The sequence below is a fragment of the Thermobacillus xylanilyticus genome (assembly GCF_907165215.1).
GTDB lineage: Bacteria > Bacillota > Bacilli > Paenibacillales > Paenibacillaceae > Thermobacillus > Thermobacillus xylanilyticus.
Map to the genome: position 1 here is coordinate 29,896 of NZ_CAJRAY010000001.1, position 25,702 is coordinate 55,597.

Consider the following 25,702-nt stretch of genomic DNA (forward strand, 5'->3'; position numbering starts at 1 on the left):
AGTCTGCCCCGGGCCGCTAATCCCCGAAGCAGACTGCCGATTGCAAGCGGACGATTCAACCTTTGACCGCGCCCGCCACGACGCCTTTCACGATATGTTTCTGCAGCAGCATGAACACGATGATGGACGGCAGCACCGCCATCACCATGGCCGTCATCGCATACTGCCAATCGGTATTGTACTGTCCGACGAAGGTGTACGCCGCCAAGGTCAGCGTCTTCGTCGATTGCGAGCTGTTGACCATGAGCAGCGGCAGCAGGAAGTCGTTCCATATCCACATGACGTCGATGATAATGACGGTGGTGGTCACCGGTTTCAGAAGCGGCAGAATGATGGTGCCGAACGTCCGGAAGGAAGAGGCGCCGTCGATCATGGCGCTTTCGTCCAACTCCCGCGGGATGCCCTTGACGAATCCGTGATAGATAAACACCGCCAGCGGCACGCCGAATCCCCAGTAAATGACGCCGAGCCCCCAGGTGCTGTCAGACAGCCCCATGTCCTTCGCCAGCTTGAGCACGGTGATCATGATGCTCTGGAACGGGACGAGCATCGGCAGAATGCAAACCAGATACAAGATGTTGCTCAGCCTGCTTCCGGTGCGGGACAACTTGTAAGCGGCGAGGGATGAAAGGGCAATGATGCCGGCCACCCCGACTACCGTGATGATGACGTTGTTGAGAAACAACTGCGGGTAATCGATGAACTTCCACACATAGATGTAATTTTCCAGGGTCAGCTTCTCCGGCAGCGCCACCACGTTCCGCATCACTTCGCCGAAGGTCTTAAACGAGTTGATCAGCACGAGAAACATCGGATACAGGAACACGAGGGCGGAAACGATCATGAACAATTCGAGCAGCGCAAGTCCGATTTTTCCGCGCTTCATCAGCTCTCCACCTCTCTCCGTTTGAAGTAGGCCAGCTGAACGACGGTGATGATCATGACGGCGAAGAACAGCACGAGCGCCTTCGCGGTGCCGTACCCGTACATGTTGTTCTGGAACGTATCCCGGTAGATGTCATACGACACGCTGACCGTGGACCCACCCGGACCGCCGGCGGTAAGGGACAGGATGACATCGAAAATTTTGATCGAGTTGGTGAGCGCCATGAACACGGCGATGGTCACCGACGGCGCAAGCAGCGGCAGCGTTACGCTGAAGAAGCGGCGAACCAGCCCCGCCCCGTCCACAACGGCCGCTTCCATGACGTCGGCGGGCACCGATTGCAGACCGGCGATGTAAATGACGATATAGAACCCGACGGACTGCCAGATGGACACCAGAAGCACGGAGATGAACGCCAGCGTATTTTCGCCCAGCCAGCTCCATTGGAAAATGCCCCAGCCGGTCTGTTCATAGAGCGATTCGAATCCCTGCATGAAAATGAACCGCCAAATGAAACCGACAATGACCAGACTGAGAATGTACGGGACAAAAAAAGCGGCCCTGAGCGCCGTCCGCGTCTTCAGCGGCCGGTCCAGCGCGAGGGCGATCAACACCGCCAGCACGTTGACGAGGATGATGTACAGAATCGAATATTTGAGCGTGAACAGGGACGCGTTCAAAAAGTTCCGGTCTTGAAGCAGCGCCCGGAAGTTGTCGAATCCGATGAAGTCGGGATTGCTGTTGATGCCGTTCCACTCGGTAAGGGAATACGCCATGCTCATGACGAACGGGATATAGAAGGCGAACAGCACGCCGATCACAGCGGGGATGACGAACAGCGAGAACTCCCATCCGGAGCGCGATTTGCGGCCCATGCTGAACATGATTTCACCTGCTTTCTTGTCGTTGCGTGCAAACTGACGGATAATACACATTATAGGCGGGCCGTAAGCCGCAAAAGAATGCATTTCTGTAATCAAATAAGGGGAATAACGTGTACTGCAACTGCTCCCGGAGGGGATTCCCATGCCCGACTGGATGAACCGCATCCGCCGGCTTGCCGGCAAACCGTCGGAACGGCTTGTCCGCAAACTGATCTTGCTGTTCGCCGGCCTGGCGATGCTGATCGTACTGCTGCTTACCTTCATTTCCTACAAAATGATTGAACGGCAGTCGGTAGAATCCTTCGTTGCCGGCAGCAAGAGCAACCTGATGCTGGTCAACAAAAACATCGTCCGCTACTTCGCGGAAATCGACCAGATGTCGACGCCCGGGCTGCAGTACGACGCACTGATCCAGGCGGCCGAGTGCGGGACCTGCGATTACACGGCCCAGATCTTTCTGGAGAATTACGTGCGCAGCATGTTTCATTCCCGAAATGACATCGAGAGCCTGTTTTTTTACCTGCCGTCCCATAACCAATACTACGCCATCAGCAAAGGCGAGCCGGGACGGACGGTGCGCATTGTGTCGGATGAAGAGGGGCGGATCGCGAGACAGAAATGGATGGAGATGGTTCTGGATCGGGACACGAACCGCCTGATTCAGACGCTGCTGCTGGATGAGTCCGTCGGATACGCCCGGACGAAGGACAGCTACATCGCCTATCACCGGGTCATTCGGACACTGCTCGAGCGGGAACCGATGGCGGTGCTCACGATTTTGTTTTCCCCCGGAGGCCGCGATGAGATTTTACGCGATGTCGCCCTCGCTCAAGGGGAACAACTGCTATTGGCGGATGCCGAAGGACGGCCTTTCTATTGGAGCGACCCGGCTTTCTTCGAACAGGCGCCTCTGACGGAATGGCTGGCCGACATCCGGGCGGACGAAGACGGCGTCCTGGACCGGGTGCTGGGCGGCGAGCGCTACATGGTGATCGGTGATATGGATCAGACTACCGGTTGGACACTCGTCAAATGGACGCCGTACCGGCTGATCTACGCTTCAGCGCAGAAGACGCGCAACGTCAGCATATTGCTCGGGTCGGTCTTTGTGCTGTTCGCGCTTCTGGCCGTCTCGCTGATGTCCAACGCGATCACCCGCCCGCTCAAGGCGCTCACCCGCAAGATGGAAGCGTTCAGCCGCGGCAATTTCAACGTGATGGTCGAGGTCCGGGGACAGGATGAAATTGCCCTGCTGTCCCGCCAGTTCAACCGGATGGTCCGGCAGATTGAAGAGCTGATCAATGAGCGGTACCGCATGCAGCTCGCGGAGAAGAACGCCGTGCTCAAGGCGCTGGAGGCGGAGCTCAATCCGCATTTCATGTACAATGCGCTGCAGACGATCTCCACCAACGCGCTGAAGAAAGGCGTGCCGGAAGTGGCCGACATGGTGGACGCCCTGGCCGGGACGCTGCGCTACAGCATCAGCCGGCGAGACCGGGTGCTGCTCAGAGAAGAAATCCAACACATTGAACGCTATCTGGCCATCCAGAAGGCCCGATTCGGCGGCAGGCTGCAAGTCCGCTTCGAGCTGGACGACCGGTTGCCCGACGTGGAGATTCCAAAACTGTCCGTCCAGACGCTGGTGGAGAATGCCGTCAAACACGGCGTGGAGAAGACGTCCGTCCCGGTCTTGATCCGGATCCGAGCCTGGCCGGACAAGCTGGGCACGGTCATCGCCGTGCACGACAGCGGTCCGGGCATGGACGGAGAACAACTGGAGCTGCTGCGGGAGCGGCTGGCGCGCGATTGGGACGACCGGGAGCAGCAGGGGAATGCTTCCATCGGTCTCTCCAACCTGGCCGCCCGCCTGAAGCTGCTTTACGGCGATGCGGCGCGGCTCATGATTGATTCCGATGAATTGGGGACGGAAGTCCGCATTTTGATCCCTCGGGGAGGAAATGATGGCAATGATTCGGGCGCTGATCATCGAGGATGAACAACCGTCCCGGGAAGCGATCAAACTTCTGGGCAATTGGGAGAAATACGGCATTGCGGAGATCGACGAAGCGGAGAACGGCCGGGAGGGGCTTCGGCTTGTGGCCGCCCGGCGGCCGGACCTGCTGCTGGTGGACATGAAGATGCCGGAAATGGACGGCGTCGAGTTTCTGCGCCGGGTGTCCGCGGAACATCCCGAATGCGTATGCATCGTCATCAGCGGTTACGACGATTTCGAATACGCACGCACGGCCATCCTTTCGGGGGCCATCGATTATTTGCTGAAACCGATCAACCGGCACGATCTGAACGAGGCGCTGGCGAAAGCCGCGGCGCTGATCGGGCGGCGGAAACGGGAAGCCGGCGAGCGGATTGATCAGGGCATAGCCCTCAACCTTTCGCTGCCGAAACTGAAGGAGACGGTTTTCCTTCGCCTGGTGGAAGACGCGGGCGGCGTCACGCCGACCCACCTGTCCGTTATCGGTGCCGACAAACCCGCGGAGTATCAGGTGGCCGTCTTCTGCCTGCTGAACATGACGCAGGTGCGGCGGGAAAAATTCAAAGGGGATACGGAACTGTTCCGATTTGCCGTCGCCAACCTGCTGAACGAGTTGGAGCTGGACGGGGTGAACTGCTTCAGCTTCGCCAATCCGAAATCGGCACGGGAGTTCATTCTCGTGCTGACGTTGGACCCTGCCCGCCCTCACGGCCTTCGTCCCGATATCGAAGGATTGCTGAAGGAGGGGCTCGACCGGCTGGAGAAATGGCTCCATCTCGTCGCCTCCGGCGGGGTCGGCCGCCCGGTCCAATCCCATACCCAAATACGCGATTCCTACCTCGCCGCCCGGGATTTGGCATGGTCCGCCAACCTGGCGGAGACGGCCCATCGGCCGATATGGGCAGCTTCCGCCGCGGAACAAGGGTCGCCGCCGCCGCTCATCGGAAGGATGCCGCTCATCCGGCACGGCCTGGAAGAAGGAAATGCGGCCTATGCCGCCGCCGTCGTCAGCGATTATGTCGCGGAGATCCGCAAGGCCGGCCGCCTGAGCCTGGCCGCCGCCGACCGGCTGCTGGACGATTTCGCGACGCTGCTGCATGAGCTGGCCCTCGACCTCGGCGTGCCGAACGGTTGGCAGCCCGACATGCGCTCTGCCGGCCATGATCCGGACATGCCGTACGACCTTACGTCGCTCAAGCAATTTGAAAGCGCGATGCAGGATCTGCTGGCGGACTTCGCCGATTATGTGCGGAGAACGGTCAAATCGGCCGCCCGCTTCCACGTAAGCGACATCAAGGCGTACATCGATCAACATTACAACGAATCGATCCGCATTCATACGTTTACGGAAAAATACTACCTGAGCCGCGAATACTTGATGAAACAGTTCAAGCAGGCATACGGCATGGGCATCTACGAATATGTGCAAAAAGTGCGCATGGAAAAGGCGGCGGAACTGCTCAGGGACCCCGAGCTGAAAATTCAGGACGTCTCCGATCTGGTCGGCTTCAAGGACAAAAATTATTTCAGCAAGGCGTTCAAAAATCATTTCGGGCTGTCCCCCACAGAGTACCGCAGCAAGGAACAGAACGCCACTTTTTTACCCTGAAATCTCTACGATATCGCCTTCTTTCGGACTCTCCGCGTTCTTTACAATGAAAAGGCAAACATCCAAAAGACGGAGGGGTTGAAATGTTGAAAAAAACGGCACTCGTGTTGTGCGCCGTCCTGCTGGCCGGCATGGCCGCGGCATGCGGTTCCAAGAATAACGCGGAACAGGGCGCGAACACGGGAGAAGGCGGCGGAGCGAACGAACAGCCCGTCAACATGCGCATGTTCATCAACATGCCGGAATACACCGACGCCTTCAATGCTTTCGTTGAAGAGTACAAAAAAGTAAAGCCGAACGTCTCGATTGAACTGGAAATCATGCAGGCCGACTACCCGACCATCCTGAAATCGAAAATCGCGTCGGGCAACCTGTCCGACGTGTTCGCATCGACGGCCGGCGGGGAAATCGATCAGTACGCGGAGTATAGCGCCGACCTGACCAACGAACCACTTGCGCAAGCAATGAACGACGCGGTGAGAGCGAACATGACGTCCAGCGACGGCAAGGTGCTCGGCCTGCCGGTGAAGGACAACCTGTTCGCCATCATCTACAACAAAGACCTGTTTGAGAAGGCGGGCATCGAATCGTTCCCGAAAACGATGACGGAACTGAAGGATGCCATCGCGAAGCTGGAAGCGATCGGCGTAACGCCTTTCGCCAACGGTTACAAAGAGTGGTGGGTGCAGAAGCATATCTTCCAGCACTTCATCAATGCGGCGGCTCCGGGCAACACGAAAGCGCTCGTTCAGGACTTCATCGCCGGCAAGACGACGTTCGCGGATCATCCGGAATTGATGGCCTTCTTCGACTTCATCGACCTGACCGTTGAGCATGGCATGCCGAAGCCGCTGGAACGTGACCTGTCCGCGCAAATCAGCGACTTCGCGACGGGCAAGGCGGCCATCATGACCGGTCAAGGCGCCTGGACGGAAGAGCAGATTCTGAAGATCGATCCGAACCTGAACATCGGCGTGGCCGGCTATCCGGTCAGCGAGAATCCGGAGGATGCCATGATCATTACCGGCGCCGACCAGGCGCTTCGGATCAACAAGGATTCCCCGGTGGTCGACGAAGTGCTGGAGTTCTTCAACTGGCTGTACACGTCGGATTACGGCAAATCGTGGTTCTCGGAAGTGGCGAAAGTCATTCCGCCGATCAAGGACGTCCCGTTCCCGCAGCTGCAGATGCCGCAGCAAATGCAGCAAATCATGCAGACCGAGAAGACGGGCGAACTGGCGATTATCTATTCGCTGGACAGCTTCCATCAGCGCTTCGGCGAGATCATGCAAGCCTACATCGCGGGCAACACGACGCGCGAACAGGCCGTCAAAGACATCGAAAACGCCTGGACGCAGCTCGGCGCGCCGAGATAACCGGAAGACAGAACACCCAGCATCTTGAACGATGCCGGGTGTTCTTGTTTGTGGAACGCTGCCGATTGGCGTACACTGATGGTATCGAAGGAGGCGAACTACATGTCCGAACACAGCAGCACCCCGAATCAAGATAACGAACCTGCCGCCGGCATCGAGATCGGCATCAGCACCTTCCTCGAAGCGACGCCCGACCCGGAGACGGGCGAGCGGATCAGCCATGCGGAACGACTGCGCCGCGCGGTGGAAGAAATCGTCGTTGCCGATCAGGCCGGCCTTGACGTCTATGGCGTCGGCGAGCACCACCGGCCCGACTACGCCTGCTCCGCGCCGGCCGTCGTGCTGGCGGCCGCCGCGCCGCTGACGAAGCGGATCCGGCTCACGAGCGCGGTCACCGTCCTGTCCTCGGACGACCCGGTCCGCGTCTATCAGCAATTTGCCACGCTGGACGGCATTTCGAACGGCCGGGCGGAAATCATGGCGGGCCGCGGCTCGTTCATCGAATCGTTCCCGCTCTTCGGCTGCAAGCTGGAAGACTACGACGAGCTGTTCAACGAGAAGCTGGAACTCTTGCTTGAAGTGTGCCGGAACGAGATCGTGACGTGGCGCGGCGGACACCGGCCCGCGATCGACGGCCGCGGCGTCTATCCGCGCGCCGTGCAGAACCCGCTGCCCGTCTGGATCGCGACCGGAGGCAATCCGGAATCGGCCGTCCGGGCCGGCATGCTCGGCCTGCCCGTCTGCTTCGCGATCATCGGCGGCATGCCGGAGCGGTTCGCGCCGCTCGTCGAGCTGTACAAGCGCGCGGCCGTGCAGGCCGGCCACGATGTGTCGAAGCTGCAGATCGCGACGCATTCGCACGGCTTCGTCGCGGACACGACCGAGGAAGCGGCCGAGAAATTCTATCTGCCGACGCAGGCGCAGATGAACCAGATCGGCCGGGAACGGGGATGGCCGCCGTACACCCGCGAGACCTACGACGCGGCGCGCAGCCTGCGGGGCGCGCTCTACGTCGGCGACCCCGAATATGTCGCGGAGAAAATCGTCCTGCTTCACCGGAACCTCGGCGTCACCCGGTTCTTCCTCCACGTCAACGTCGGCACGATGCCGCACAAGGACGTGCTGCGCGCGATCGAGCTGCTCGGCACACGCGTGGCGCCGATCGTGCGGAAGGAGCTGGCGCGCGGGACGGGACGCGCGGGGGATGCGGAGTGACGAGCCAATCTTTGGCTTGATTGCGCGCCCTTGATATGCCACAATCATCGTGAACACGCATTCACAGCGTCGCAGCCCGCCCTGCGGCGCGTTCGATTCAACACCTTATCGCCGATCACAAGGAGGCTATCCATCCATCATGCGTACCATTCAACTCGGCACCAGCACGCTTCAAGTGCCCGTCGTCGCCGTCGGCTGCATGCGCATCAACCGGCTGAGCAAGCCGGAAGCGGAGAAATTCATCCGCACGGCGCTCGAAGAAGGCGCGAATTTCTTCGACCATGCGGACATCTACGGAGGCGGCGCCTGCGAGGCGATTTTCGCGGACGCCATCGGCATGAACGCCGAAATCCGCTCGTCCATGATCCTGCAGTCGAAGGTCGGCATCCGCAAGGGGATGTTCGACTTCTCGAAGGAACATATCCTGTCGTCCGTCGACGGCATCTTGAAGCGGCTGCGGACGGACTACCTGGACGTGCTGCTGCTCCACCGTCCGGACGCGCTCGTCGAGCCGGAGGAAGTGGCGGAGGCGTTCGATCAGCTGCACAGCTCCGGCAAAGTGCGCTGGTTCGGCGTCTCGAACCAGAAGCCGATGCAGATCGAGCTCTTGAAGCGCTATGTGCGCCAGCCGATCGTCGCGAACCAGCTGCAGCTCAGCATCACGAACGCGACGATGATCTCGAACGGCATCAACGTCAACATGGAAAACGACTCCGCGATCGACCGCGACGGCAGCGTGCTCGACTACTGCCGCCTGCACGATATCACGATTCAGCCGTGGTCGCCGTTCCAGTACGGGTTCTTCGAGGGCGTCTTCCTCGACAACCCGAAGTTCCCGGAGCTGAACAAGAAGATCGACGAGATCGCGGCGAATCACGGCGTCTCGAACACGACGATCGCGATCGCGTGGCTGCTCCGCCATCCGGCGAAGATGCAGCCCGTGACCGGCACGATGAACATCGACCGCCTGCGCGACTGCTGCAAGGCGAGCGAAGTGCATCTGTCCCGCGAAGAGTGGTACGAGATCTACCGTGCCGCCGGCAACATTCTGCCGTAAATGCGAAACGGCCGCCAAGGATGTCAGGTCCTTGCCGGCCTTTCTTTTTTCTTGTCGGGCCTCATTCCTGCTCTTATGCCGATGCAACCAATTCCGCCAGCTTGCGCGCCGCCGACTCGCCGGACTGCGGATTCTGGCCCGTCACCAGCTTCCCGTCGACTTCGACGTGATCGGCCCATTTCTCCGCGGGGATGAACTCCGCGCCCGCCTGCCGCAGCCGGTCCTCGAGCAGGAACGGCATCGCCTGATCGAGCTTCACGGCGCGCTCTTCCTCGTTCGTGAACGCCGTCACCCGCCGGCCTTTCACCAGATGCGTGCCGTCGGACAGCCTCACGTCGACGAGTCCGGCCGGACCGTGGCAGACCGCGCCGACCGGACGATCCGATTCGATGAGCGTCCGGATGAGCGACTGCAGCTTCACGCTGCCCGGCAGGTCGAACATCGTCCCGTGTCCCCCCGGCAGGAAAAGGGCGTCGAACCCGTCCGCGCTCACCGCGTCAATCGGCACCGTATCGTCGAGCACCCGGATCGCCTCCGCCCATTTGGCTTCCGCCTCCGCCGTCAGGCTGCGCGGATCGATCGGCGCTTTGCCGCCTTTGATGCTTGCAACCGTAATCTTGAACCCGGACGCGCGGAACACTTCATACGGCTCGGCGAACTCGGACAGCCAGATCCCCGTCCGTTCGCCCGTCGGCATTTCGCCGTGGCTCGTCACCACCATGAGCATATGTCGTTGGGCCACCATCCATCCCTCTTTCCACCATGGAATATGCATGCAGCCGGCTGCCACGCTTTCAGTGTATGCCATCGGCTGCTATAATCCAAATAAAGAAAAATGCATGGTGGTATTAAAATTTTTATGGCCGACTTCGAATGGTTCCGTTCCTTCGTCGCAATCTACCGCCACGGCTCCGTCTCCGCCGCCGCGGCGTCCCGGTACATGACCCAGCCGGCGCTCAGCCAGCATCTCGCCGCGCTCGAGGCCGAGATCGGGGAGCCGCTGTTCCGCCGGACGCCCCGCCGCATGGTGCCGACCGAGCGCGCGAAGCAGCTCTACGCGCAGATCGCGCCGGCCGTCGACCGCCTGGAACGGGTGGACGACGCCTTCAAGCTGCCGGGACGGGCGCCCGTCCTCCGTCTCGGCGGACCGTCCGAGTTCATGCACGAGCGGATCATCCCCGCGCTGCCGGACTCGCCGTACCGGCTGATTATCACGTTCGGCGAGACGCGCCCGCTGCTGCGCCTTCTGCAGGACGGCGAGCTCGACCTGCTCGTGGCCACGCAGCATGTGGCGACGACCGGGCTTGTCTTCTCCCGGCTCGCCGTCGAGACGTTCCTGCCGGTCGGCGCCCGGCCGCTCGACGTGCCGCGCGGCGCGGGCAGAGAAGCGATCCGGGCCGCGCTTGAGAAGGAGCGTTGGATCAGCTACGGCTCCGACCTGCCGATGATCCGCCGCTACTGGATGCAGGCATTCGGCGTCCGCTGCGCGATTCTGCCGGACTGCGTCGTCCCCGACTTGCGGGTCATCAAGACGATGGTGCTGCGCGGGTTCGGCGTCAGCGTGCTGCCGGATTACCTGATCCGCGATGAGCTCAAGGCGGGACGCCTCCACGTGCTGCATGAGCCGGATACACCGGCCGTGAACGAGCTGTGGCTCGTCCGGCGGTCGGCGGACAGCGGCGATGAGCGGCTCTCGGCCTTCGCCGACGCGCTCGCCGCGGCTGCCGCCCGCTGAGGAAATATCTAGCAGCAATCGCGAAGGTTGTGAAAATTGTCGAAATTGATATAATCAGATCAGTAAATACATTATTTAACAGGAGACGTCGCTAATGTACCTGGTTTACGTAGATGAGAGTGGGGATATCGGACTCACAAATTCACCTACACAATTTTTTGTACTGAGTGCATTGGTAGTACATGAGTCACAATGGGAAAACTTGTTGGATGATGTATTACAATTCCGTTCAGATATGCGGAGTTTCTATGGTCTTAAATTAAGAGAAGAGATACACGCTGCACACTTCTTTTCGAAGCCTGGCAAGTTGGCACGAATCCCAAAACACGAAAGACTTCAAATTTGTAAAAAAGCAATTGATTTTCAGGAGAATTTAGGTTACATCCGCTTAGTCAATGTAGTTGTCAGAAAACTTGGGAAACCATCCACATATGATGTTTTTGAAAAAGCATGGAGTCGCTTAATTCAAAGAATCGACAATACAATACAATACAATATGGTAACTTTCCAAATGGCCATGGTAGAGACAGAGATAAGGCTATTATCATACCAGATCAAACTGACAACAAAAAATTAACGGGTCTGGTTAGAAAAATGAGAAGATATAACCCTGTGCCCAATTTGGGCGCCCCAGGGTATAGAATGCTACAAACTATCCGAATCATAGAAGATCCTTACTTTAAAGATTCTGCAAATTCCTTTATACACCAATTAGTAGATGTAAATTCCTGCTTTTTGTACCAAATGCATCAACCAAATTCCTATATACGTTCCAAAAAGGCGCAAAATTATTTCAGAAGATATAATAGTATCTTATGCAAAGTTGCTTCGCGAACAGATCCAAATGGTATAGTTTACGTTTGAATAGGCAAAAATAAAAGGCCCGTAAGGGCCGGGTGGAGCCTACTACCAAGTCTGGCTTGGGTTCAGTTCCAATTTCATTGTATTCAGATATTGACAAAATGTCAAAAAGAAATTACATTGTTGGCCACCAAATTGTGGCCTTTATTATTTGTTACTGCCATATACACTTGGCATGCTATGATGGGACCGGGAGGCTTCCAATCATGACCGCTTACCATTCCGCACAGAACGGCCCGGAGGCGGCCGTTGCCGCGCTGCTCCGCTGCCCGGTCTGCGGACAGACCGTCCGGCTGGACCGCCGGAGCATCGTCTGCCCGGCCCGCCACACGTTCGACCTGTCGAAGCACGGATACATCAATCTGCTGACGCGCCCGGCGCGCGCGAAATATGACAAGCGGCTGTTCCAATCCCGCAGGGCGGTGCTGCTCGGCGGACTGTACGATCCGCTCCATGAACTTGCGGCGGCGAAGATCCTGCAATCTTGCGGCGGCAAGTCCCCTATCCTCCTGCTCGACGCGGGCTCCGGGGAAGGCTCGCATCTGGCCCGCATCCGCGGCAAGATCGCGGCGGAAACGGGGCATGCTATTCGGGGTGTGGGCATCGACCTCGCGAAGGAAGGCGTGGAAATGGCTGCGCGATCGTATCCGGAGCTGCTCTGGTGCGTCGGGGATCTGGCCCGCAGTCCGCTGGGCGCCGGCTGTTTCGACGCCGTCCTCAACATCCTCTCTCCTGCCAACTATGAGGAGTTCAGCCGGCTGCTGGCGCCCGGCGGCATCGTATTGAAGGTAATCCCCGAACCCGATTACCTTATCGAACTCAGGCGGCTGCTGCAGCCGGATGCGGATCGGCCGGTCACCGCCGGCAGCCGGGCGAAGGCGCATTTCCGGGAACGGTTCGCACGGGTCGACGAGGACCGGCTCCGCTGCCGCGTCCGGCTGGACCGGCCGCTGCTGCCGCACCTCGCCGCGATGACGCCGCTGAGCTGGCAGGCCGGCGAAGAGGCCCTGCAGCGCATTGCCGAGCTGGACCAGCTCGAGGTGACGATCGATCTGGCCGTGCTCATCGGCCGCAAAGCCGATTGAACTGCGCGGCTCCGGCTGAACCGTGCATAGCACATGCCCCCTCCTCGCGCAGTGATGCCGGTCACAACGGACGATGTCCAACATTTGCTACCATGAAATCAAACGAAGAGCGAGGAGGCATACCGGTATGAAACTGTCCGGCAAAGTCGCCATCGTCACCGGCGCGGCATCCGGCATGGGCAAAGCCATCGCCGAACGGTTCGCGCAGGAAGGCGCCAAAGTCGTCGCATCCGATCTCAATGCCGAAGGCGTGCAGGCCGTGGTCCGGGGCATCGAAGCGAAAGGCGGCACGGCCATCGCCGCGGCGGCCAACGTCGCCAAGGAAGAAGACGTGCGGAACCTCGTCGATACGGCCGTTTCGACGTACGGCACCGTCGACATCCTGATCAACAACGCCGGCATCATGGACAACTTCGTCCCGGCGGCGGAAATCACCGACGAGCTGTGGGAACGCGTCTTCGCGGTGAATACGACCGGTCCGATGCGGACAACCCGCAAAGTGCTGCCGATCTTCATCGAGAAGAAGAGCGGCGCCATCGTCAACATCGCCTCGATCGGCGGCCTGCAAGGTTCCCGGGCGGGCGCGGCCTACACCGCTTCGAAGCACGCCGTCATCGGCTTTACGAAGAACGTCGGCTTCCAGTACGCCGAATACGGCATCCGCTGCAACGCGATCGCGCCGGGCGGCGTGAACACGAACATCGGCACGACGATGAACAACCCGAGCCAATTCGGCATGGGCAAGGCCATGTCCGGCGCAAGCAACAACCCGCGCGCGGGCGAGCCGGAAGAGATCGCGGCCGTCGCGCTGTTCCTCGCTTCGGACGACGCAAGCTTCGTGAACGGCGCGGTCGTGACGGCCGACGCGGGCTGGACCGCATACTGATCCAGGATTGGCTCCACTCCCCTTCCCATCGAAACCATCGAAACGCGAAATGGAACCGCTCAGGTTCCATTTCGCCGTTTCACCGGTTCTCCGCCATCCATTGCGCGGCGAAGTCCACCGCCTCCTTCATGTCGAAAAGCCGGCATTCCGCCTGTCCGACCGTCCCTTTCCGCACGGAAATGCTGCCTTCCATCTCCCTGCCGATCCGGTTGAAATCATCCGCGTCGTAGGCATAGTCTTCGAACCACCGCCACACCCGCTCGCCGTTTTCCCGGATCGCCGCCCCCATCCGCTTGACCGGCATCGAAGGGAGCCGGGTTTCGGCCAGATGAAAGCTGGTGCAGGCATGGTAGCCGACGCCGAGCAGCAGCACCTTCGCCCGCATGCCGTACATTTTGCCGAGCGGCGAGGGCATGCCGAACTGCGGGGTGAGCGGATGTTCCGACACGATCGCATCCGCATGCCGCCCGTTCGCGCAGAACGACACCTGGGGATGGCCGGACCGCTTCGTCCCCGGATACGTGCGGAACAACTCGGCGATCCGCCCCATCCCGCGCGTCGGCGTCACATCCGGATCGAACGCGGGCCACTCCCGGTAAATGATTTCGTGCCAGTCCGCCGGCACCGGGGGATTCTGCCATTCGGCCGGATCGCTCCAGTCGCCGGTTTGCGCCGGCATGACCAGCGTCCCCTCCCCGCCGACCGCGCGGAGCAGCGCATCCACGACCGCCTGCGGTCCGCCGCACACCCAGCCGATGCTCGACAGCGACGAATGGACAAGCAACACATCCCCGTCTTCGACCCCGAGCCGCCGGAGATCGCGCACCATCCTTCCGGTCGTCACCGGTTCGGCCGTCCGGGCGACGACATCCTTCTCGCTCATGCCGATCCCTCCCGTACCTATGTGCATATCCGTTCGCCGCAGCCGGGTCCATCCCCTTCCCGTCCGCCGCGGAAACCTTGATTATAGTGGAAAAATTCGCCACCGGAATGTCATTGACAACCTTTCTTCCGGCCGCTATCATCATATTGTCGAAACTGATAATCATTATCATTTCGTCAAACCATCAACATACATAGCAAGTTGAGGAGTGGAGCATCATGCGCAACATTTTGTTCCCCGTCCTGCTGGTGCTGGCGCTCGCCGTCACCGCATGCGGCGGCGGGAATCAGCAGTCGGCCCGGGAAAATCAACCGCCGGCGCAGGAGAACCCGCAATCCGCCCGGGGGAATGAGCAGCCCGCACAGAGCGGCACCATCACCTACGAATCGGAGACCGGACCGATCGAAGTTCCCGCAGATCCTCAGCGGGTCATCTCCCTGTCCGGCTTCACCGGCAACCTCATGCATCTCGGCGTGCCCGTGATCGGCACCGACGTATGGTCGAAGAGCGCCCCGCAGTTCGCCGAGCAGCTGAAGGATGTCGAGGAAGTGTCCGAAGAAGGTCTGGAGAAAATCATCGAGCTTGAGCCCGACCTGATCATCGCGCTGTCGACCACCAAGAACCTTGACAAGATGAGCCAGATTGCACCCACCGTCTCGTACACCTGGGGCGCGCTCAACATTTTCGACATGCACATCGAGGTCGGCAAGGCGGTCAACAAGGAGCAGGACGCCCGGGAATGGGTCGAAGGTTTCCGGAAGCGTCTGGAAGAAGCCGGCGCGAAAATCCGCGAGAAAATCGGCGAGGACGCCACGGTCACCGTCATCGAAGTGTATGACAAGGCGATCTACGTGTTCGGCGACAACTGGGCGCGCGGCACGGAGCTGCTCTATCAGGAAATGAAGCTCGGCATGCCGGAGAAAGTGAAGGAGAACGCGCTGGCATCCGGCTACTACGCGCTGTCTCCGGAAGTGCTGCCGGAATTCGTCGGCGACTATCTGATCATCAGCAAATATTCGAACGCCGACTTGTCGTTCCAGGACACCGAAACGTACAAGAACATTCCCGCCGTGAAGAACGGCCGGGTGCTCGAAATGACCGGGGAAGGCTCTTCGTTCTCCGACCCCTACACCCTGGAGATGCAGCTGGAGCTGTTCGAAGATTTCTTCCTGAACAGCCCGTGACGGAGAGGATGACGCTTCGTGATGAACGTTCCGGGGCGCCCGCGCAGGGCCGCATACGGATGGACGATGGCCGCCGGCGTCGCGGTCATGGCAGGGATGTTCGTCGTGTCGCTCGTGTACGGCGCGGCGAACATCCCTTTCCGTGATGTCTGGCAAGCTCTTTTCTCCCGGGAGGTCAATGATCAGATTCTGATCATCCGGGAAATCCGGCTGCCGCGGGAGATCGCCGCGATGGTCGTCGGCGCCGCATTGGCCGCCGCAGGCGCGATCATGCAGGGGATGACGCGCAATCCGCTCGCCGACCCCGGGCTGCTCGGCATTACGGCGGGCGCGAACCTGGCGCTCGCCGTCGGGTTCGCGTTCTTCCCCGCGCTCGGCTACTTCGGCATGACCGTCGCCGGTTGGATCGGCGCAGCGTTCGGCATGCTGCTCGTCCTCGGCCTCGGCGCCTCGCGCAGGGACGGCTGGTCCCCGCTCCGGCTCGTGCTGGCCGGGGCGGCCGTCACGTTCTTCCTGTACGCCCTCGCCGAAGCGATCGGCATCGCCTTCAAGGTGACGAAGGACGTCTCGATGTGGACGGCGGGCGGCATCATGGGCACGACCTGGCGGCAGCTCGCCATCGTCGTCCCGACCGTCGCCGCCGGCCTGATCGCCGCGTTTCTGTACGCCCGTCAGCTGACGGTGCTGTCCTTGAGCGAAGAAGTCGCCGCCGGGCTCGGCCAGCGCACCGCCCTCGTCAAGGCGGCGCTGTCCGCCGTCGTCATCCTGCTGGCCGGCGTATCCGTCGCCCTTGTCGGCAGCATGGCGTTCATCGGCCTGATGGTGCCGCATATCGCGCGGGCGCTCGTCGGCACGGACTATCGGCGCGTCCTGCCGATGGCGGCGGTGGCGGGCGCCTCGCTGCTGCTGCTCGCCGACACGCTCGCCCGGACGATCAGCAAGCCTTATGAGACGCCGACGGCAGCGATCATCGCCGTGCTCGGCATCCCGTTCTTCCTGATCATCGCGCGGAGAGGGGGGCAGCGCTCATGATTCCGAAGGCGCTCGTCCGGAAACAGCGCCTCTGGCTGCTTGGCCTGCTCGGCCTGACCGCGGCCACCGCGGTCGTCAGCATGGGCCTCGGCTATGCTTCGCTGTCCTTCGACCGGCTCATTCCGACCTTCCTCGGCCAGGGGACGTTCAAGGAAGAATTCGTGCTGTTCTCGATCCGGCTGCCGCGCATCGTGATCACGCTGCTCGCCGGCATGGCGCTGGCGCTGTCCGGCGCCATCCTGCAGGGGGTCAGCCGCAACGAGCTGGCCGATCCCGGCATCATCGGCATCAATGCCGGCGCAGGCGTCGCGGTTACGCTGTACTACCTGTTCTTCCCGATCGATGCCGGCCTGTTCCTCTATCTGGTGCCGGCCATCGCCTTCGCCGGCGCGCTGGCCGCCGCCATCCTGATCTGGCTGGCGGCGTACCGCCGCGGATCCGGCCTGCACCCGCTCCGGCTGGTGCTGATCGGCGCCGGCAGCTCCATCGCACTGAACGGCCTCATGGTCGTGCTGATCTCGGCAGCCGAGCCGCAGAAGGTCGATTTCATCTCGAAGTGGCGGGCCGGCAGCATCTGGGGTGCGGACTGGCCGTTCATCCTGGCGCTGCTGCCGTGGCTGGTCGTGCTCGTGCCGTTCGTGCTGCACAGAGCGCGCCGCCTGAATTTGCTGGAACTCGGGGAATCGGAAGCGATCGGCATCGGCGTGCCGCTCACGCGCGAGCGCGCCGCGCTGCTGCTGGCCGCCGTCGCGCTGGCCGCGTCCGCCGTCGCGATGGCCGGCAGCATCGTATTCGTCGGCCTGATGGCGCCGCATATCGCCAAGCGGCTCGTCGGGCCGCGCCACCAGTTATCCCTCCCGATCTCGATCCTCGTCGGCGGCTGGCTGCTGCTCGTCGCGGACACGATCGGGCGCAACGTCGCCCAGCCTGAGGGCATCGCGGCCGGCACGATGGCGGCGCTGATCGGCGCGCCGTACTTCCTGTATCTGCTGCTGCGCAAGTAAAACCAAAAGGCTCGGTCCCTGAATCCCTCAAGGCCGAGCCTCTTTCGTTTCACCGCCTGAGCGGAATGCCGTACATCCGGGCGAACGCCTCGCGCAGCGTCTCCGGCCCGTCCGCGCCGTTCTGCCCCGCGCCGCTGTCGAACATCGCCACGCCGTCCCGCAGGAAGACGATCCGGTCGGCCGCCGCCTCCGCGATCTCGAGCTGGTGCGTCGAGAACAGCACCGTCTGCCCCCGCCCCGCCGCCTCCCGCACGAGCCGGATGAAGCTCTCCATCCAGAAGGGATCGAGGCCGTTCGTCGGCTCGTCCAGCAGGACGAGCGGCGGCCGCGCGAGCAGCGCCTGCGCGAACAGGACGCGCTGCCGCATCCCCTTCGAGAACGACGCCACCGGCTTCGTCCCCGTGTCCGACAGCCCGACCTCGGCCAGCGCCTCGGCCGCCCGGCTCTTCGGCAGCCCGCGCAGCTTCGCCCAGAACGTCATCGTCTCCATCGCCGTCAGCCCGCCGGGGAACCGGTAATCGTCGGGCATGTAGCCGACCCGCTCGGCGTACCGCAGCCGGCCGTCCTTCCAGCGCAGCCCGCCGACGCGAATCTCTCCCGCGTCCGGGTGCAGGATGCCGGCGATCAACCTGAGAATTGTGCTCTTGCCCGCGCCGTTGCCGCCGAGCAGCGCGATCACCCGCCCCGCTTCCGCCTGCAGGGTGAAGTCCTTGATGACTTCCTGCCGGCGCATCGACTTCCGCACATGTTCCATCACCAGCACCGGTTCAGCCATGCCTCCGCCCCCTCTCCCAGAGCCATCCGGCCAGGCCGAGGCAGACGGCGACCCAGGCCAGACAGACGACCGTGAACACCATCGTCCCGCTCCCGCCGCGGATCCACGTCACCCACTCCGTGTAGTCCGCCCCGAGCATCGAGCCGCCGCCGAGCTTGATGACGGCAAGCAGCCGGGCCAGCTCCGCCGGATTGAACAACGTCAGCATCGACACGCCCGGCTTGATCCACGGATACGGCAGCATGCCGAGCACCGCGATCAGGAGCGCCGGCCAGGCCATGACCGTGAAGAACCAGACGGCGGCCGAGATTGTCAGCGCCTGCCACCGGTTGCGCGCCAGCGCGCCGACCAGCTGCGACACCGCAAGATACATCAGCGCGAGGCAAAAAGAAAACGCAAGCAGCACGACATAAGTCCGGAAACCGAAACCGCCGCCCGCCGCCCAGCCCGCGACGCCCGCCAGGCCGAAGCCGAACGCCGCGATGGCGAGCAGCACGACGGCAAGGCCGATGTACTTGCCGATCAGGTAGGCGCCGGTTGTCAGCGGGTAGGTGGAGAGCAGTTCCCATCCGCCGTCTTCTTTTTCACCCGTGAGGGAGAAGGAGCCCAGCATCAGCGTCATGAGCGGCAGCAGGTACAGGATCAGATTCAGCATCGTGCCCGTCACGCCGGAATACCCCTGCACGTATCCCTGCCGATTGATCAGCAGCAGGGCGAGCATGAACAGGGCGAACAGGGCCAGGAACGAATAAGCCCACGGATTGCGGAAGCCCATCCGGATTTCCCGGCCCGCCACCTGCAGCATTTGCGTCATGCCCCGGCTCCGCCTTCATGCGCATCCCCGCCGGCATCCCGGCCGTGGCCGCCGCCGTCGCCATGGCCGGCGCCGCGGCCATGCGTGCCATCGTCCCCATGCGCGCCCTCGCCATGCGCTTGTCCCATATCGCGATTCACTTTCCACGCATGATCCGGAAGTTCGTCCGCCGCCATGAGCACGCCCTTGCCCTGCTCCGCGATGAACGCCTCGGCGTCCGCCTTGTCCGCGAACGACAGCACGCCGTACGCCATCGGCGTCTTGAACGACGCGTCGTAGACGTAGTACGCCTTCTCCGTCTTGACCCATTGGAGGCCGTGATAGTCACGGACGAAGGACGCGCCGACATCGCCGTCGCCGTGTTCCGCCAGCCAGGCGTACATGCATCCGATATCGTCGAACATGAGCGTCCGTCCGTCTTTCATCACGATCTGCGTCGCATGGGCGTCGTCCGCCACAGCCATGTTGCATTGCGCGCACCGGTCCGTCTCCTCGTTCACCGCACGCGCCGAATATTCGCTGCGGCCGCATGCCACACTAAGGACGGCTGCCATGATGATCGCGAGTGCCAAGGTCATCCGCCGATTCCTCATGTCGTTCTCCTCCTCGAAATGATCATGACGGCGCAGGCCGCCGCAAGCAGAAGCGCGCCTGCGGCTCCTGCGGCCCGTCCCGATTCCCGGCTTGTCCTGTCCGTCTCCCGCGCGGGCTCCATGAGCGGCGCGGCGTCAACCGCCCACCCGCTCCGGTCCGCACCGTACAACCCCTCCAGAAACTTCATCCCCGGCGATTGGAACAGCAGCCGGAACACCGGCCGACGCTCCGTGACCGACAGGAAGAACGGATTGACGGCATAGCGCAGGTCGCTGGCGCCGTCGCCGTCCGCATCGACGCCGCTGAACGAATCCCAGAAATTCCGCTCGATCCGGTTCGCTCCGCTGCGCTGCGCGCCGGCATCCGCCACGTTCCCGATCCATTGGTTGCCCGTGACGGCGTTCCCTTCGGAATCGAGAAGCTGCATCCCCATGAAATTGTCCAGAATCTCGTTGTTCTCGATCCGGTTGTCGACGGATCCTTCCACGTAAATGCCGACCCGGTTGCCGGAAACGACGTTCCCGCGCACGACCGAATTTTTGGCCGCGAACAGCAGGATGCCCTGGGAGTTGACATTTTCGCTCTGCTTCGCAAAAATGTTCCCCTCAAGCAGCACGCCGTCCACCGTCATCACCATCGCGCCGGTGACATTCATGCGGCCGTCATTGCCGGCAATCACCGTGCCGTCCGAGTACATGACGTGGATGCCGTACCGCGACGACTCGACCGCGTTGCCCGTGATCCGCACGTTGTCGCTGTTCTCGATATAGATGGCGTCATACATCGACGCGACCGTGTTGTCCTGGATTACCGCGTCATGCGTCTCGTACAGATCGATGCCGTTCCGCCGCTCCGTGAACCGGCCGCCGGACGGCCGGGAAGAACGGACCATGCTGCCGCGCACGACCGACCGGTCGGCCCGTTCGAGGCGGATGCCGTAGCCGTCCGTCACGATGTCGAGCCCTTCGAGCGCCGCCCCGCGAGCCGTGACGAGCACCGCCGGGCTGTCTCGACCGCCCGCTTGCTCGATCCGAAGCCCGCGGACGGTGACGCCCGCCGCCGTAACGGCGATCGCGGGACGCTCGTCCGCGCTCGCAACCGTCACGGTGCCTTCCGCTTCCGCTTCCACCGTCAGCGGCTTGCCGATGACGGCCGGCCCGGCATACTCGCCCGGCGCAAGGCGCAGCACCGCCCCCTCCGGCGCCGCGTCAATGAGCGGCTGAAGCGGCTGCGGCTCGCCCGTGTCCGCCGCGCCCGCCGGCCGGGCAGCCAGCGCCGCGCCGATCACCAGAAGGGCGGCGGTCCGCCTCATCCCGCGGACAAGGCTCGTCCGCGTCATTGCACGGTCACCTGTTTCTTCTTGTAGATATGGACGTCCTCGTAGTACAGATGAAGATCGATGTCATATTCGCCCGGCTGCTCGAACCGGTACTCGGCCGTGAACGTATTGTCGCCTTCGTAACGGTGTTTCACCGTGGTCGGCTCACCGTCCGCGATGACAACGAACTGCACGTTTGCATTTTCGTCCAGTTCGACGCCGGTAAACACCGCTTTCATCTGTACGGCTTCACCGGCCCGGGCTTGCGCCGGCTCGATCTCGAACGACGCTTCGATGCCGACCAGACCGATCTGCTGCAAGTTCTCGCGCGAACATGCCGCAAGAACCGCGAGCAGCACGAACGCCGCCGCGAGGATTCCCGCCGCTTTCCGCATCCGCATCGGTTCTCCGCCTCCCCTCACCCTCATGATTTCATCGTAGAACGCGCGCCTTCGGACCGCATGACCATTTCGGGCCAGGAGTTGTGGAGATTCCATGAACATCAAGAGCATGGTTTTCGCATATCTCGGACGGGCCGCATCCGTTATGCGCAGCAAGATATACCCTAGTATGCACGGTTTGGACTGCCGATCATTCGGCGGTCTTTTTTTCGCCTCATATAGCAAAATTTAGACACGATTTGACATGATATAACAAAATCTGAATATTGATGCAATTATTATAGTTATTTATAATAATTTTATATTAATAGTAAACTCTCAAATTTGACAAAGATTGGAGGAATCTTGACGTATGTGGAAGATTTCCAAGATGAAGTGGAGCTCCATCTTATCAGCGGTGCTGACAATGGCGCTCGTCGGAACGCTGCTCGCCGCCTGTACCAGCGGCAACAACAATAACGGCGGCCAAAACCAAAACGGCGGCGAAACCGCACCGCCAAGCGGCAATTCGCCGAGCACCAACACCCAAACCGGTGACGACTCCAATGCCGAACCAACGGGTGGGCTCAAGGAATTCCGTTTCACCATCGGCAGCGAACCGCCGAGCCTGGATCCGGCGCTGTCTACGGACTCGCAGTCTTACATTTTGGGTCTGGGGTTGTATGAAGGTTTGTTTCGCTTGAACCCCGAAGGAATTTCCGAACCGGCGCTGGCCGAGTCCATCGTGGTTTCCGCCGACGGCAAGACCTACACCTTCAAGCTGCATCAGGGGGCGAAATGGACCAATGGGGATCCGGTGACCGCCCACGATTTCGAATATTCCTGGAAACGCACGCTGGCGCCGGAGACCGCGGCCGACTACGCGTACATGCTGTACTACCTGGAAAACGGCGAGAAATACAACGCCGGCGAGGCTTCGGCCGACGAGGTCGGCGTCAAGGCGCTGGATGACTACACGCTGGAAGTGAAGCTGGAAAGCGCGACGCCTTACTTCCTGGACATCCTCGCCCACAGCTCCTACTGGCCGGTCAACAAAAACGTCGTCGAAGGCAGACCGGATTGGGCGACCGACATCAAAACGCTCGTCACCAACGGCCCGTTCAAGGTAACCGAATGGCAGCACGGCGGCAAGCTGGTGCTCGAGAAAAATCCGGACTACTACAACAAGGACAAGATCAACTTTGACAAAGTGACGGTCTTGATGGTTGAAGAAGACTCCACCGTCTTCAACCTGTTCAAGACGGACGAGATCGACTGGATCGGCGCCCAGGCGGGATCGGTGCCGACGGATCAGGTGACGCAAGTGCTTCAAAGCGGCGAAGCGAAGGTCATGCCGATCGCTTCCACGTACTATTACATCTTCAATACGACCAAAAAACCGTTCAGCAACGCCAAAATCCGCAAAGCGTTCGCGATGGCCATCGATCGGCAAGCCATCATCGACAACGTGACGAAAGCGAACCAAGAGCCGGCGTTCGCCCTCGTTCCGCCCAGCATCAGAGGCGTGGAAGGCAAATCGTTCCGTGAACTGTACCCGGACAGCGGTTACTTCCAGGAGAATGTGGAAGAAGCGAGAAAACTGCTCGCCGAAGGCCTGCAGGAAGAGGGGCTTTCCAAATTCCCCGAAGTTACGCTGCTTTACAACACCAACGAGGGCCATAAGGCGATCGCGGAAGCAATCGTGGACCAATGGCGCAAGAACCTGGGCGTGGAGGTGAAGCTCGGCAACCAGGAATGGGGCACGTTCCTGGAAACGCGGGACGCGCTGCAGTACGATATCGCCCGCGCCGGCTGGGGTGCGGACTACAACCATCCGATCAGTTTCTCGTACGACCTGATTCACTCCAAGTCCGGCAACAACGACGGTGCTTACGCCAACCCCCAAGTCGACCAACTGCTGGAACAGGCGATCGCATCCTCCGATGAAAAAACGGTCATGGCCAACATCGCGGAGGCGGAAAAAATCGCGATCGCCGACGACATGGCGATCCTGCCGATCTACTACTACACAACGGTGACGATGATTAAGCCCGGCATTGTGGACGTCGTCTCGGACTACGCCGGCTATCTCAACTGGGTTTTCGGCGACAGACAATGAGGCGGCAAGCCATAATCGAATTCATATCGTGACGGCAATGAACAAAAGGGTATATATAGTCCCTATATATACCCTTTTGAATTTTGGCAAAAGGGTGGTGAACTCCATGGTCCGCTTCATCCTGCAGAAATTCGTCTTTATGATCGTGTCGCTGTTCGTGCTGGTCACCGCCACGTTCGTGCTCATGAACGCGGTTCCCGGCAGCCCCTTGCAAAGAGAGAAGGCAACCACACCCCAAATCCAAAAAAATCTCGAAGCCTACTACGGTCTGGACAAACCGCTGATCCAGCAATACGGCATCTACCTTAAAAATCTGCTGAAATTCGATCTGGGCATTTCCATGAAAAAGCGCTTCTATTCCGTCAACAAAATCATCGCCGATTCCTTCAAATATTCGCTCCGTCTCGGCGTCGTGTCGGTGATCACCTCGGTCATCGCGGGCTGCGTGCTGGGCATTATCGCCGCCCTGCATCACCGAAAGTTTCTGGACAATCTGGCGATGGTGCTGGCGGTGATCGGACTCGCCGTTCCCAGCATGGTGATGGCGCCGCTCCTGCAATACCTGTTCGCCGTGAAATTCCGCCTGTTCAACGTGGCGGGGCTTGAGCGTCCGCTGGATTACGTACTTCCGACGATCGCGCTTTCTTCCGCTTCGATCGCCTTTATCGCCCGATTGATTCGCACCACCATGACCGAGGTGCTGCACGCCGATTTCATCCGGACGGCGAAAGCCAAAGGCCTGCCCGGGCATCTGATCGTGTGGCGGCACGCCCTTCGCAATTCGATGCTGCCTGTCGTCACGTATTTGGGCTATCTGGTCGCGGGCGTCATTACCGGTTCCGTCGTCATCGAAGCGATCTTCGCGATACCCGGCATGGGCAAGTTTTTCGTGCAAAGCGTCGTCGACCGGGACTACCCGCTGATCATGGGGATCACGGTGTTTTACGCCGTCTTGCTGATGGTATGCCGATTCCTGGCGGACATCGCATACGCGTTGGTGGACCCGCGGATGAGAAACTTTACGAAAAAGGTGGCGTGATCCCATCGTGCGCATCGAAGGCAATACCAACACCGTCGTGCAGGCGAACGTCGATCTGTTTGCGCCCATCGGACGCGATCCGTCCGGAAAAGAACGCATCGAGCGTAAAAGCATGTCCACCTGGCAGCATATCCGCTATCGCCTGTTCAGCAACAAGCTGGCGATGACCGGGCTTGTCATCATCATCCTGATCACGTTGCTGGCCATCTTTGTTCCGATCATCTCGCCCCATGACCATTTCACCAACGACCTGGAAAACACGAACCAGCCGCCGAGCTGGAACCATTGGTTCGGAACGGACGACCTCGGACGGGACATGTTCGTGCGAACGTGGAAAGGCGCGCAGGTGTCCCTGTTCGTCGGCGTCGCGGCCGCCTTGATCGATCTGGTGATCGGCGTCGTCTACGGCGGCATCATGGGGTACTATGGCGGAAAAGTGGACGAAGTGATGAACCGGATCGCGGAAATCCTGTACGCGATACCGTATTTGCTCGTGGTGATCATGCTGCTGGTGGTGATGGAGCCAAGCCTGACCACCATCATCGTGGCCATGTCCATTACCGGTTGGATCAATATGGCCTGGATCGTGCGCGGGCAAATCATGCAGCTCAAAAACCAGGAATACGCGCTGGCCTCCCGGTCGCTCGGAGCAAGTTCCATGCGCATTCTGTTTCGCCATCTGATCCCGAACGCCATGGGGCCGATTATTGTGACCCTGACGCTCTCCGTTCCCAGCGCGATTTTCACCGAAGCGTTTCTCAGTTTCCTGGGACTGGGCGTTCAGTCTCCCGTCGCTTCCTGGGGGACGATGCTGGATGACGGGATCAACGCGCTCACGGTTTATCCGTGGCGGGAATTTTTCCCGGCTCTGTTTCTGAGCCTGACGATGTTCGCCTTCAATGTGTTCGGAGACGGGCTGCGGGACGCGTTCGACCCGGTCATGCGGAAATCGTAACGGACAGGAGGTTGCGGT

Annotated in this window: 25 protein-coding genes; 15 read left to right on the forward strand and 10 right to left on the reverse strand. The window is 60.8% G+C overall.

The annotated features are described in order from the left end of the window. Positions 1 to 55 precede the first annotated feature (55 nt). Both KJQ12_RS00100 and KJQ12_RS00105 read right to left on the reverse strand, forming a co-directional pair. Positions 56 to 886 carry a carbohydrate ABC transporter permease gene (locus KJQ12_RS00100; RefSeq protein WP_015253046.1) on the reverse strand — a complete coding sequence of 277 codons (831 nt, stop codon included), beginning with the start codon at positions 884 to 886 and terminating at the stop codon, positions 56 to 58. Continuing rightward, entirely contained in the window at positions 886 to 1,770 is an 885-nt protein-coding gene (locus KJQ12_RS00105) for a carbohydrate ABC transporter permease (RefSeq protein WP_213482978.1), read from the reverse strand. The genes KJQ12_RS00100 and KJQ12_RS00105 overlap by 1 nt, the downstream gene beginning before the upstream one ends. Positions 1,771 to 1,912: 142 nt before the next feature. Between KJQ12_RS00105 and KJQ12_RS00110 the strand changes: the two genes are divergently transcribed. From KJQ12_RS00110 to KJQ12_RS00130, 5 genes are all read left to right on the forward strand, one after another. Then, positions 1,913 to 3,766 carry a sensor histidine kinase gene (locus KJQ12_RS00110; protein WP_213482979.1) on the forward strand — a complete coding sequence of 618 codons (1,854 nt, stop codon included), beginning with the start codon at positions 1,913 to 1,915 and terminating at the stop codon, positions 3,764 to 3,766. Beyond that, positions 3,732 to 5,372, forward strand: coding sequence for a response regulator (locus KJQ12_RS00115; RefSeq protein ID WP_213482980.1), 1,641 nt, complete (start codon positions 3,732 to 3,734; stop codon positions 5,370 to 5,372). The genes KJQ12_RS00110 and KJQ12_RS00115 overlap by 35 nt, the downstream gene beginning before the upstream one ends. Before the next feature lie 83 nt (positions 5,373 to 5,455). Next, positions 5,456 to 6,748 carry an ABC transporter substrate-binding protein gene (locus KJQ12_RS00120; protein WP_015253050.1) on the forward strand — a complete coding sequence of 431 codons (1,293 nt, stop codon included), beginning with the start codon at positions 5,456 to 5,458 and terminating at the stop codon, positions 6,746 to 6,748. Between the two features lie 102 nt (positions 6,749 to 6,850). Then, positions 6,851 to 7,963: an LLM class flavin-dependent oxidoreductase gene (locus KJQ12_RS00125; protein ID WP_213482981.1), complete on the forward strand. Its 1,113-nt coding sequence runs from the start codon at positions 6,851 to 6,853 to the stop codon at positions 7,961 to 7,963. 139 nt (positions 7,964 to 8,102) lie between these two features. Beyond that, on the forward strand, positions 8,103 to 9,020 hold the full coding sequence (locus KJQ12_RS00130; RefSeq protein WP_213482982.1) for an aldo/keto reductase: 918 nt from the start codon (positions 8,103 to 8,105) through the stop codon (positions 9,018 to 9,020). Between the two features lie 73 nt (positions 9,021 to 9,093). On the opposite strand, the gene KJQ12_RS00135 is transcribed toward KJQ12_RS00130, so the two are convergent. Next, positions 9,094 to 9,765 (reverse strand): type 1 glutamine amidotransferase domain-containing protein, encoded by a 672-nt coding sequence (locus KJQ12_RS00135; RefSeq protein WP_213482983.1) that lies wholly within the window; start codon positions 9,763 to 9,765, stop codon positions 9,094 to 9,096. 114 nt (positions 9,766 to 9,879) lie between these two features. On the opposite strand from KJQ12_RS00135, the gene KJQ12_RS00140 reads away from it, so the two are divergent. The 4 genes from KJQ12_RS00140 (at position 9,880) to KJQ12_RS00155 (ending at position 13,587) form a co-directional block, all read left to right on the forward strand. Beyond that, a complete protein-coding gene (locus tag KJQ12_RS00140) occupies positions 9,880 to 10,755 on the forward strand; it encodes a LysR family transcriptional regulator (RefSeq protein WP_213482984.1) in 876 nt (291 codons plus the stop codon). A gap of 94 nt (positions 10,756 to 10,849) precedes the next feature. Then, positions 10,850 to 11,332 carry a DUF3800 domain-containing protein gene (locus tag KJQ12_RS00145; protein WP_213482985.1) on the forward strand — a complete coding sequence of 161 codons (483 nt, stop codon included), beginning with the start codon at positions 10,850 to 10,852 and terminating at the stop codon, positions 11,330 to 11,332. A 490-nt stretch (positions 11,333 to 11,822) separates the two neighbouring features. Then, positions 11,823 to 12,701: a putative RNA methyltransferase gene (locus KJQ12_RS00150; RefSeq protein ID WP_213482986.1), complete on the forward strand. Its 879-nt coding sequence runs from the start codon at positions 11,823 to 11,825 to the stop codon at positions 12,699 to 12,701. Between the two features lie 127 nt (positions 12,702 to 12,828). Further along, positions 12,829 to 13,587 (forward strand): SDR family oxidoreductase, encoded by a 759-nt coding sequence (locus KJQ12_RS00155; protein WP_213482987.1) that lies wholly within the window; start codon positions 12,829 to 12,831, stop codon positions 13,585 to 13,587. Between the two features lie 79 nt (positions 13,588 to 13,666). Here the strand turns inward: KJQ12_RS00155 and KJQ12_RS00160 are convergent, their stop codons facing one another. Then, positions 13,667 to 14,470, reverse strand: coding sequence for an AAC(3) family N-acetyltransferase (locus KJQ12_RS00160; protein ID WP_213482988.1), 804 nt, complete (start codon positions 14,468 to 14,470; stop codon positions 13,667 to 13,669). Between the two features lie 218 nt (positions 14,471 to 14,688). On the opposite strand from KJQ12_RS00160, the gene KJQ12_RS00165 reads away from it, so the two are divergent. From KJQ12_RS00165 to KJQ12_RS00175, 3 genes are read left to right on the forward strand one after another with little or no spacing between them, the layout of a single operon-like run. Continuing rightward, on the forward strand, positions 14,689 to 15,654 hold the full coding sequence (locus KJQ12_RS00165) for an iron-hydroxamate ABC transporter substrate-binding protein (RefSeq protein ID WP_213482989.1): 966 nt from the start codon (positions 14,689 to 14,691) through the stop codon (positions 15,652 to 15,654). A 21-nt stretch (positions 15,655 to 15,675) separates the two neighbouring features. Further along, positions 15,676 to 16,686: a FecCD family ABC transporter permease gene (locus KJQ12_RS00170; RefSeq protein WP_015253060.1), complete on the forward strand. Its 1,011-nt coding sequence runs from the start codon at positions 15,676 to 15,678 to the stop codon at positions 16,684 to 16,686. After that, positions 16,683 to 17,690, forward strand: coding sequence for a FecCD family ABC transporter permease (locus tag KJQ12_RS00175; protein WP_213482990.1), 1,008 nt, complete (start codon positions 16,683 to 16,685; stop codon positions 17,688 to 17,690). Before KJQ12_RS00170 ends, KJQ12_RS00175 begins: the two co-directional genes overlap by 4 nt. Before the next feature lie 49 nt (positions 17,691 to 17,739). Here KJQ12_RS00175 and KJQ12_RS00180 read toward each other — a convergent pair whose 3' ends face one another. The 6 genes from KJQ12_RS00180 to KJQ12_RS19465 form a co-directional block, all read right to left on the reverse strand. Then, a complete protein-coding gene (locus KJQ12_RS00180) occupies positions 17,740 to 18,465 on the reverse strand; it encodes an ABC transporter ATP-binding protein (protein WP_213482991.1) in 726 nt (241 codons plus the stop codon). After that, the gene (locus KJQ12_RS00185; protein WP_015253063.1) at positions 18,458 to 19,279 is read right to left on the reverse strand and encodes an ABC transporter permease; all 822 of its coding nucleotides are present in this window, start codon (positions 19,277 to 19,279) and stop codon (positions 18,458 to 18,460) included. The genes KJQ12_RS00180 and KJQ12_RS00185 overlap by 8 nt, the downstream gene beginning before the upstream one ends. Next, positions 19,276 to 19,872: a nitrous oxide reductase accessory protein NosL gene (locus KJQ12_RS00190; protein WP_213482992.1), complete on the reverse strand. Its 597-nt coding sequence runs from the start codon at positions 19,870 to 19,872 to the stop codon at positions 19,276 to 19,278. The genes KJQ12_RS00185 and KJQ12_RS00190 overlap by 4 nt, the downstream gene beginning before the upstream one ends. Continuing rightward, entirely contained in the window at positions 19,869 to 21,212 is a 1,344-nt protein-coding gene (locus KJQ12_RS00195) for a right-handed parallel beta-helix repeat-containing protein (RefSeq protein WP_213482993.1), read from the reverse strand. Before KJQ12_RS00195 ends, KJQ12_RS00190 begins: the two co-directional genes overlap by 4 nt. Next, positions 21,209 to 21,592, reverse strand: a complete 384-nt coding sequence (locus KJQ12_RS00200; protein ID WP_213482994.1) for a hypothetical protein — start codon at positions 21,590 to 21,592, stop codon at positions 21,209 to 21,211. Before KJQ12_RS00200 ends, KJQ12_RS00195 begins: the two co-directional genes overlap by 4 nt. 318 nt (positions 21,593 to 21,910) lie before the next feature. Continuing rightward, positions 21,911 to 22,180 (reverse strand): hypothetical protein, encoded by a 270-nt coding sequence (locus KJQ12_RS19465; protein ID WP_244860318.1) that lies wholly within the window; start codon positions 22,178 to 22,180, stop codon positions 21,911 to 21,913. A 91-nt stretch (positions 22,181 to 22,271) separates the two neighbouring features. Between KJQ12_RS19465 and KJQ12_RS00205 the strand changes: the two genes are divergently transcribed. From KJQ12_RS00205 to KJQ12_RS00215, 3 genes are all read left to right on the forward strand, one after another. Next, positions 22,272 to 23,690 (forward strand): peptide ABC transporter substrate-binding protein, encoded by a 1,419-nt coding sequence (locus tag KJQ12_RS00205; RefSeq protein ID WP_244860319.1) that lies wholly within the window; start codon positions 22,272 to 22,274, stop codon positions 23,688 to 23,690. Positions 23,691 to 23,796: 106 nt separating this feature from the next. After that, positions 23,797 to 24,729: an ABC transporter permease gene (locus KJQ12_RS00210; RefSeq protein WP_015253068.1), complete on the forward strand. Its 933-nt coding sequence runs from the start codon at positions 23,797 to 23,799 to the stop codon at positions 24,727 to 24,729. A gap of 13 nt (positions 24,730 to 24,742) precedes the next feature. After that, complete coding sequence (locus KJQ12_RS00215; RefSeq protein ID WP_083883326.1) at positions 24,743 to 25,684, forward strand: ABC transporter permease; 942 nt, start codon at positions 24,743 to 24,745, stop codon at positions 25,682 to 25,684. Positions 25,685 to 25,702 lie beyond the last annotated feature (18 nt).

Coding starts and splice junctions, on each gene's coding strand:
- KJQ12_RS00140 (WP_213482984.1), top strand. CDS start 9,880: ATGGCCGACTTCGAATGGTTCCGTTCCTTCGTCGCAATCTACCGCCAC.
- KJQ12_RS00210 (WP_015253068.1), top strand. CDS start 23,797: ATGGTCCGCTTCATCCTGCAGAAATTCGTCTTTATGATCGTGTCGCTG.
- KJQ12_RS00120 (WP_015253050.1), top strand. CDS start 5,456: ATGTTGAAAAAAACGGCACTCGTGTTGTGCGCCGTCCTGCTGGCCGGC.
- KJQ12_RS00160 (WP_213482988.1), bottom strand. CDS start 14,470: ATGAGCGAGAAGGATGTCGTCGCCCGGACGGCCGAACCGGTGACGACC.
- KJQ12_RS00180 (WP_213482991.1), bottom strand. CDS start 18,465: ATGGCTGAACCGGTGCTGGTGATGGAACATGTGCGGAAGTCGATGCGC.
- KJQ12_RS19465 (WP_244860318.1), bottom strand. CDS start 22,180: ATGGTGAAACGGAATTCCTTGAGCCCACCCGTTGGTTCGGCATTGGAG.
- KJQ12_RS00165 (WP_213482989.1), top strand. CDS start 14,689: ATGCGCAACATTTTGTTCCCCGTCCTGCTGGTGCTGGCGCTCGCCGTC.
- KJQ12_RS00175 (WP_213482990.1), top strand. CDS start 16,683: ATGATTCCGAAGGCGCTCGTCCGGAAACAGCGCCTCTGGCTGCTTGGC.
- KJQ12_RS00170 (WP_015253060.1), top strand. CDS start 15,676: ATGAACGTTCCGGGGCGCCCGCGCAGGGCCGCATACGGATGGACGATG.
- KJQ12_RS00185 (WP_015253063.1), bottom strand. CDS start 19,279: ATGACGCAAATGCTGCAGGTGGCGGGCCGGGAAATCCGGATGGGCTTC.
- KJQ12_RS00100 (WP_015253046.1), bottom strand. CDS start 886: ATGAAGCGCGGAAAAATCGGACTTGCGCTGCTCGAATTGTTCATGATC.
- KJQ12_RS00195 (WP_213482993.1), bottom strand. CDS start 21,212: ATGACGCGGACGAGCCTTGTCCGCGGGATGAGGCGGACCGCCGCCCTT.
- KJQ12_RS00105 (WP_213482978.1), bottom strand. CDS start 1,770: ATGTTCAGCATGGGCCGCAAATCGCGCTCCGGATGGGAGTTCTCGCTG.
- KJQ12_RS00135 (WP_213482983.1), bottom strand. CDS start 9,765: ATGGTGGCCCAACGACATATGCTCATGGTGGTGACGAGCCACGGCGAA.
- KJQ12_RS00190 (WP_213482992.1), bottom strand. CDS start 19,872: ATGAGGAATCGGCGGATGACCTTGGCACTCGCGATCATCATGGCAGCC.
- KJQ12_RS00200 (WP_213482994.1), bottom strand. CDS start 21,592: ATGCGGATGCGGAAAGCGGCGGGAATCCTCGCGGCGGCGTTCGTGCTG.
- KJQ12_RS00130 (WP_213482982.1), top strand. CDS start 8,103: ATGCGTACCATTCAACTCGGCACCAGCACGCTTCAAGTGCCCGTCGTC.
- KJQ12_RS00125 (WP_213482981.1), top strand. CDS start 6,851: ATGTCCGAACACAGCAGCACCCCGAATCAAGATAACGAACCTGCCGCC.
- KJQ12_RS00150 (WP_213482986.1), top strand. CDS start 11,823: ATGACCGCTTACCATTCCGCACAGAACGGCCCGGAGGCGGCCGTTGCC.
- KJQ12_RS00110 (WP_213482979.1), top strand. CDS start 1,913: ATGCCCGACTGGATGAACCGCATCCGCCGGCTTGCCGGCAAACCGTCG.
- KJQ12_RS00115 (WP_213482980.1), top strand. CDS start 3,732: ATGGCAATGATTCGGGCGCTGATCATCGAGGATGAACAACCGTCCCGG.
- KJQ12_RS00155 (WP_213482987.1), top strand. CDS start 12,829: ATGAAACTGTCCGGCAAAGTCGCCATCGTCACCGGCGCGGCATCCGGC.
- KJQ12_RS00145 (WP_213482985.1), top strand. CDS start 10,850: ATGTACCTGGTTTACGTAGATGAGAGTGGGGATATCGGACTCACAAAT.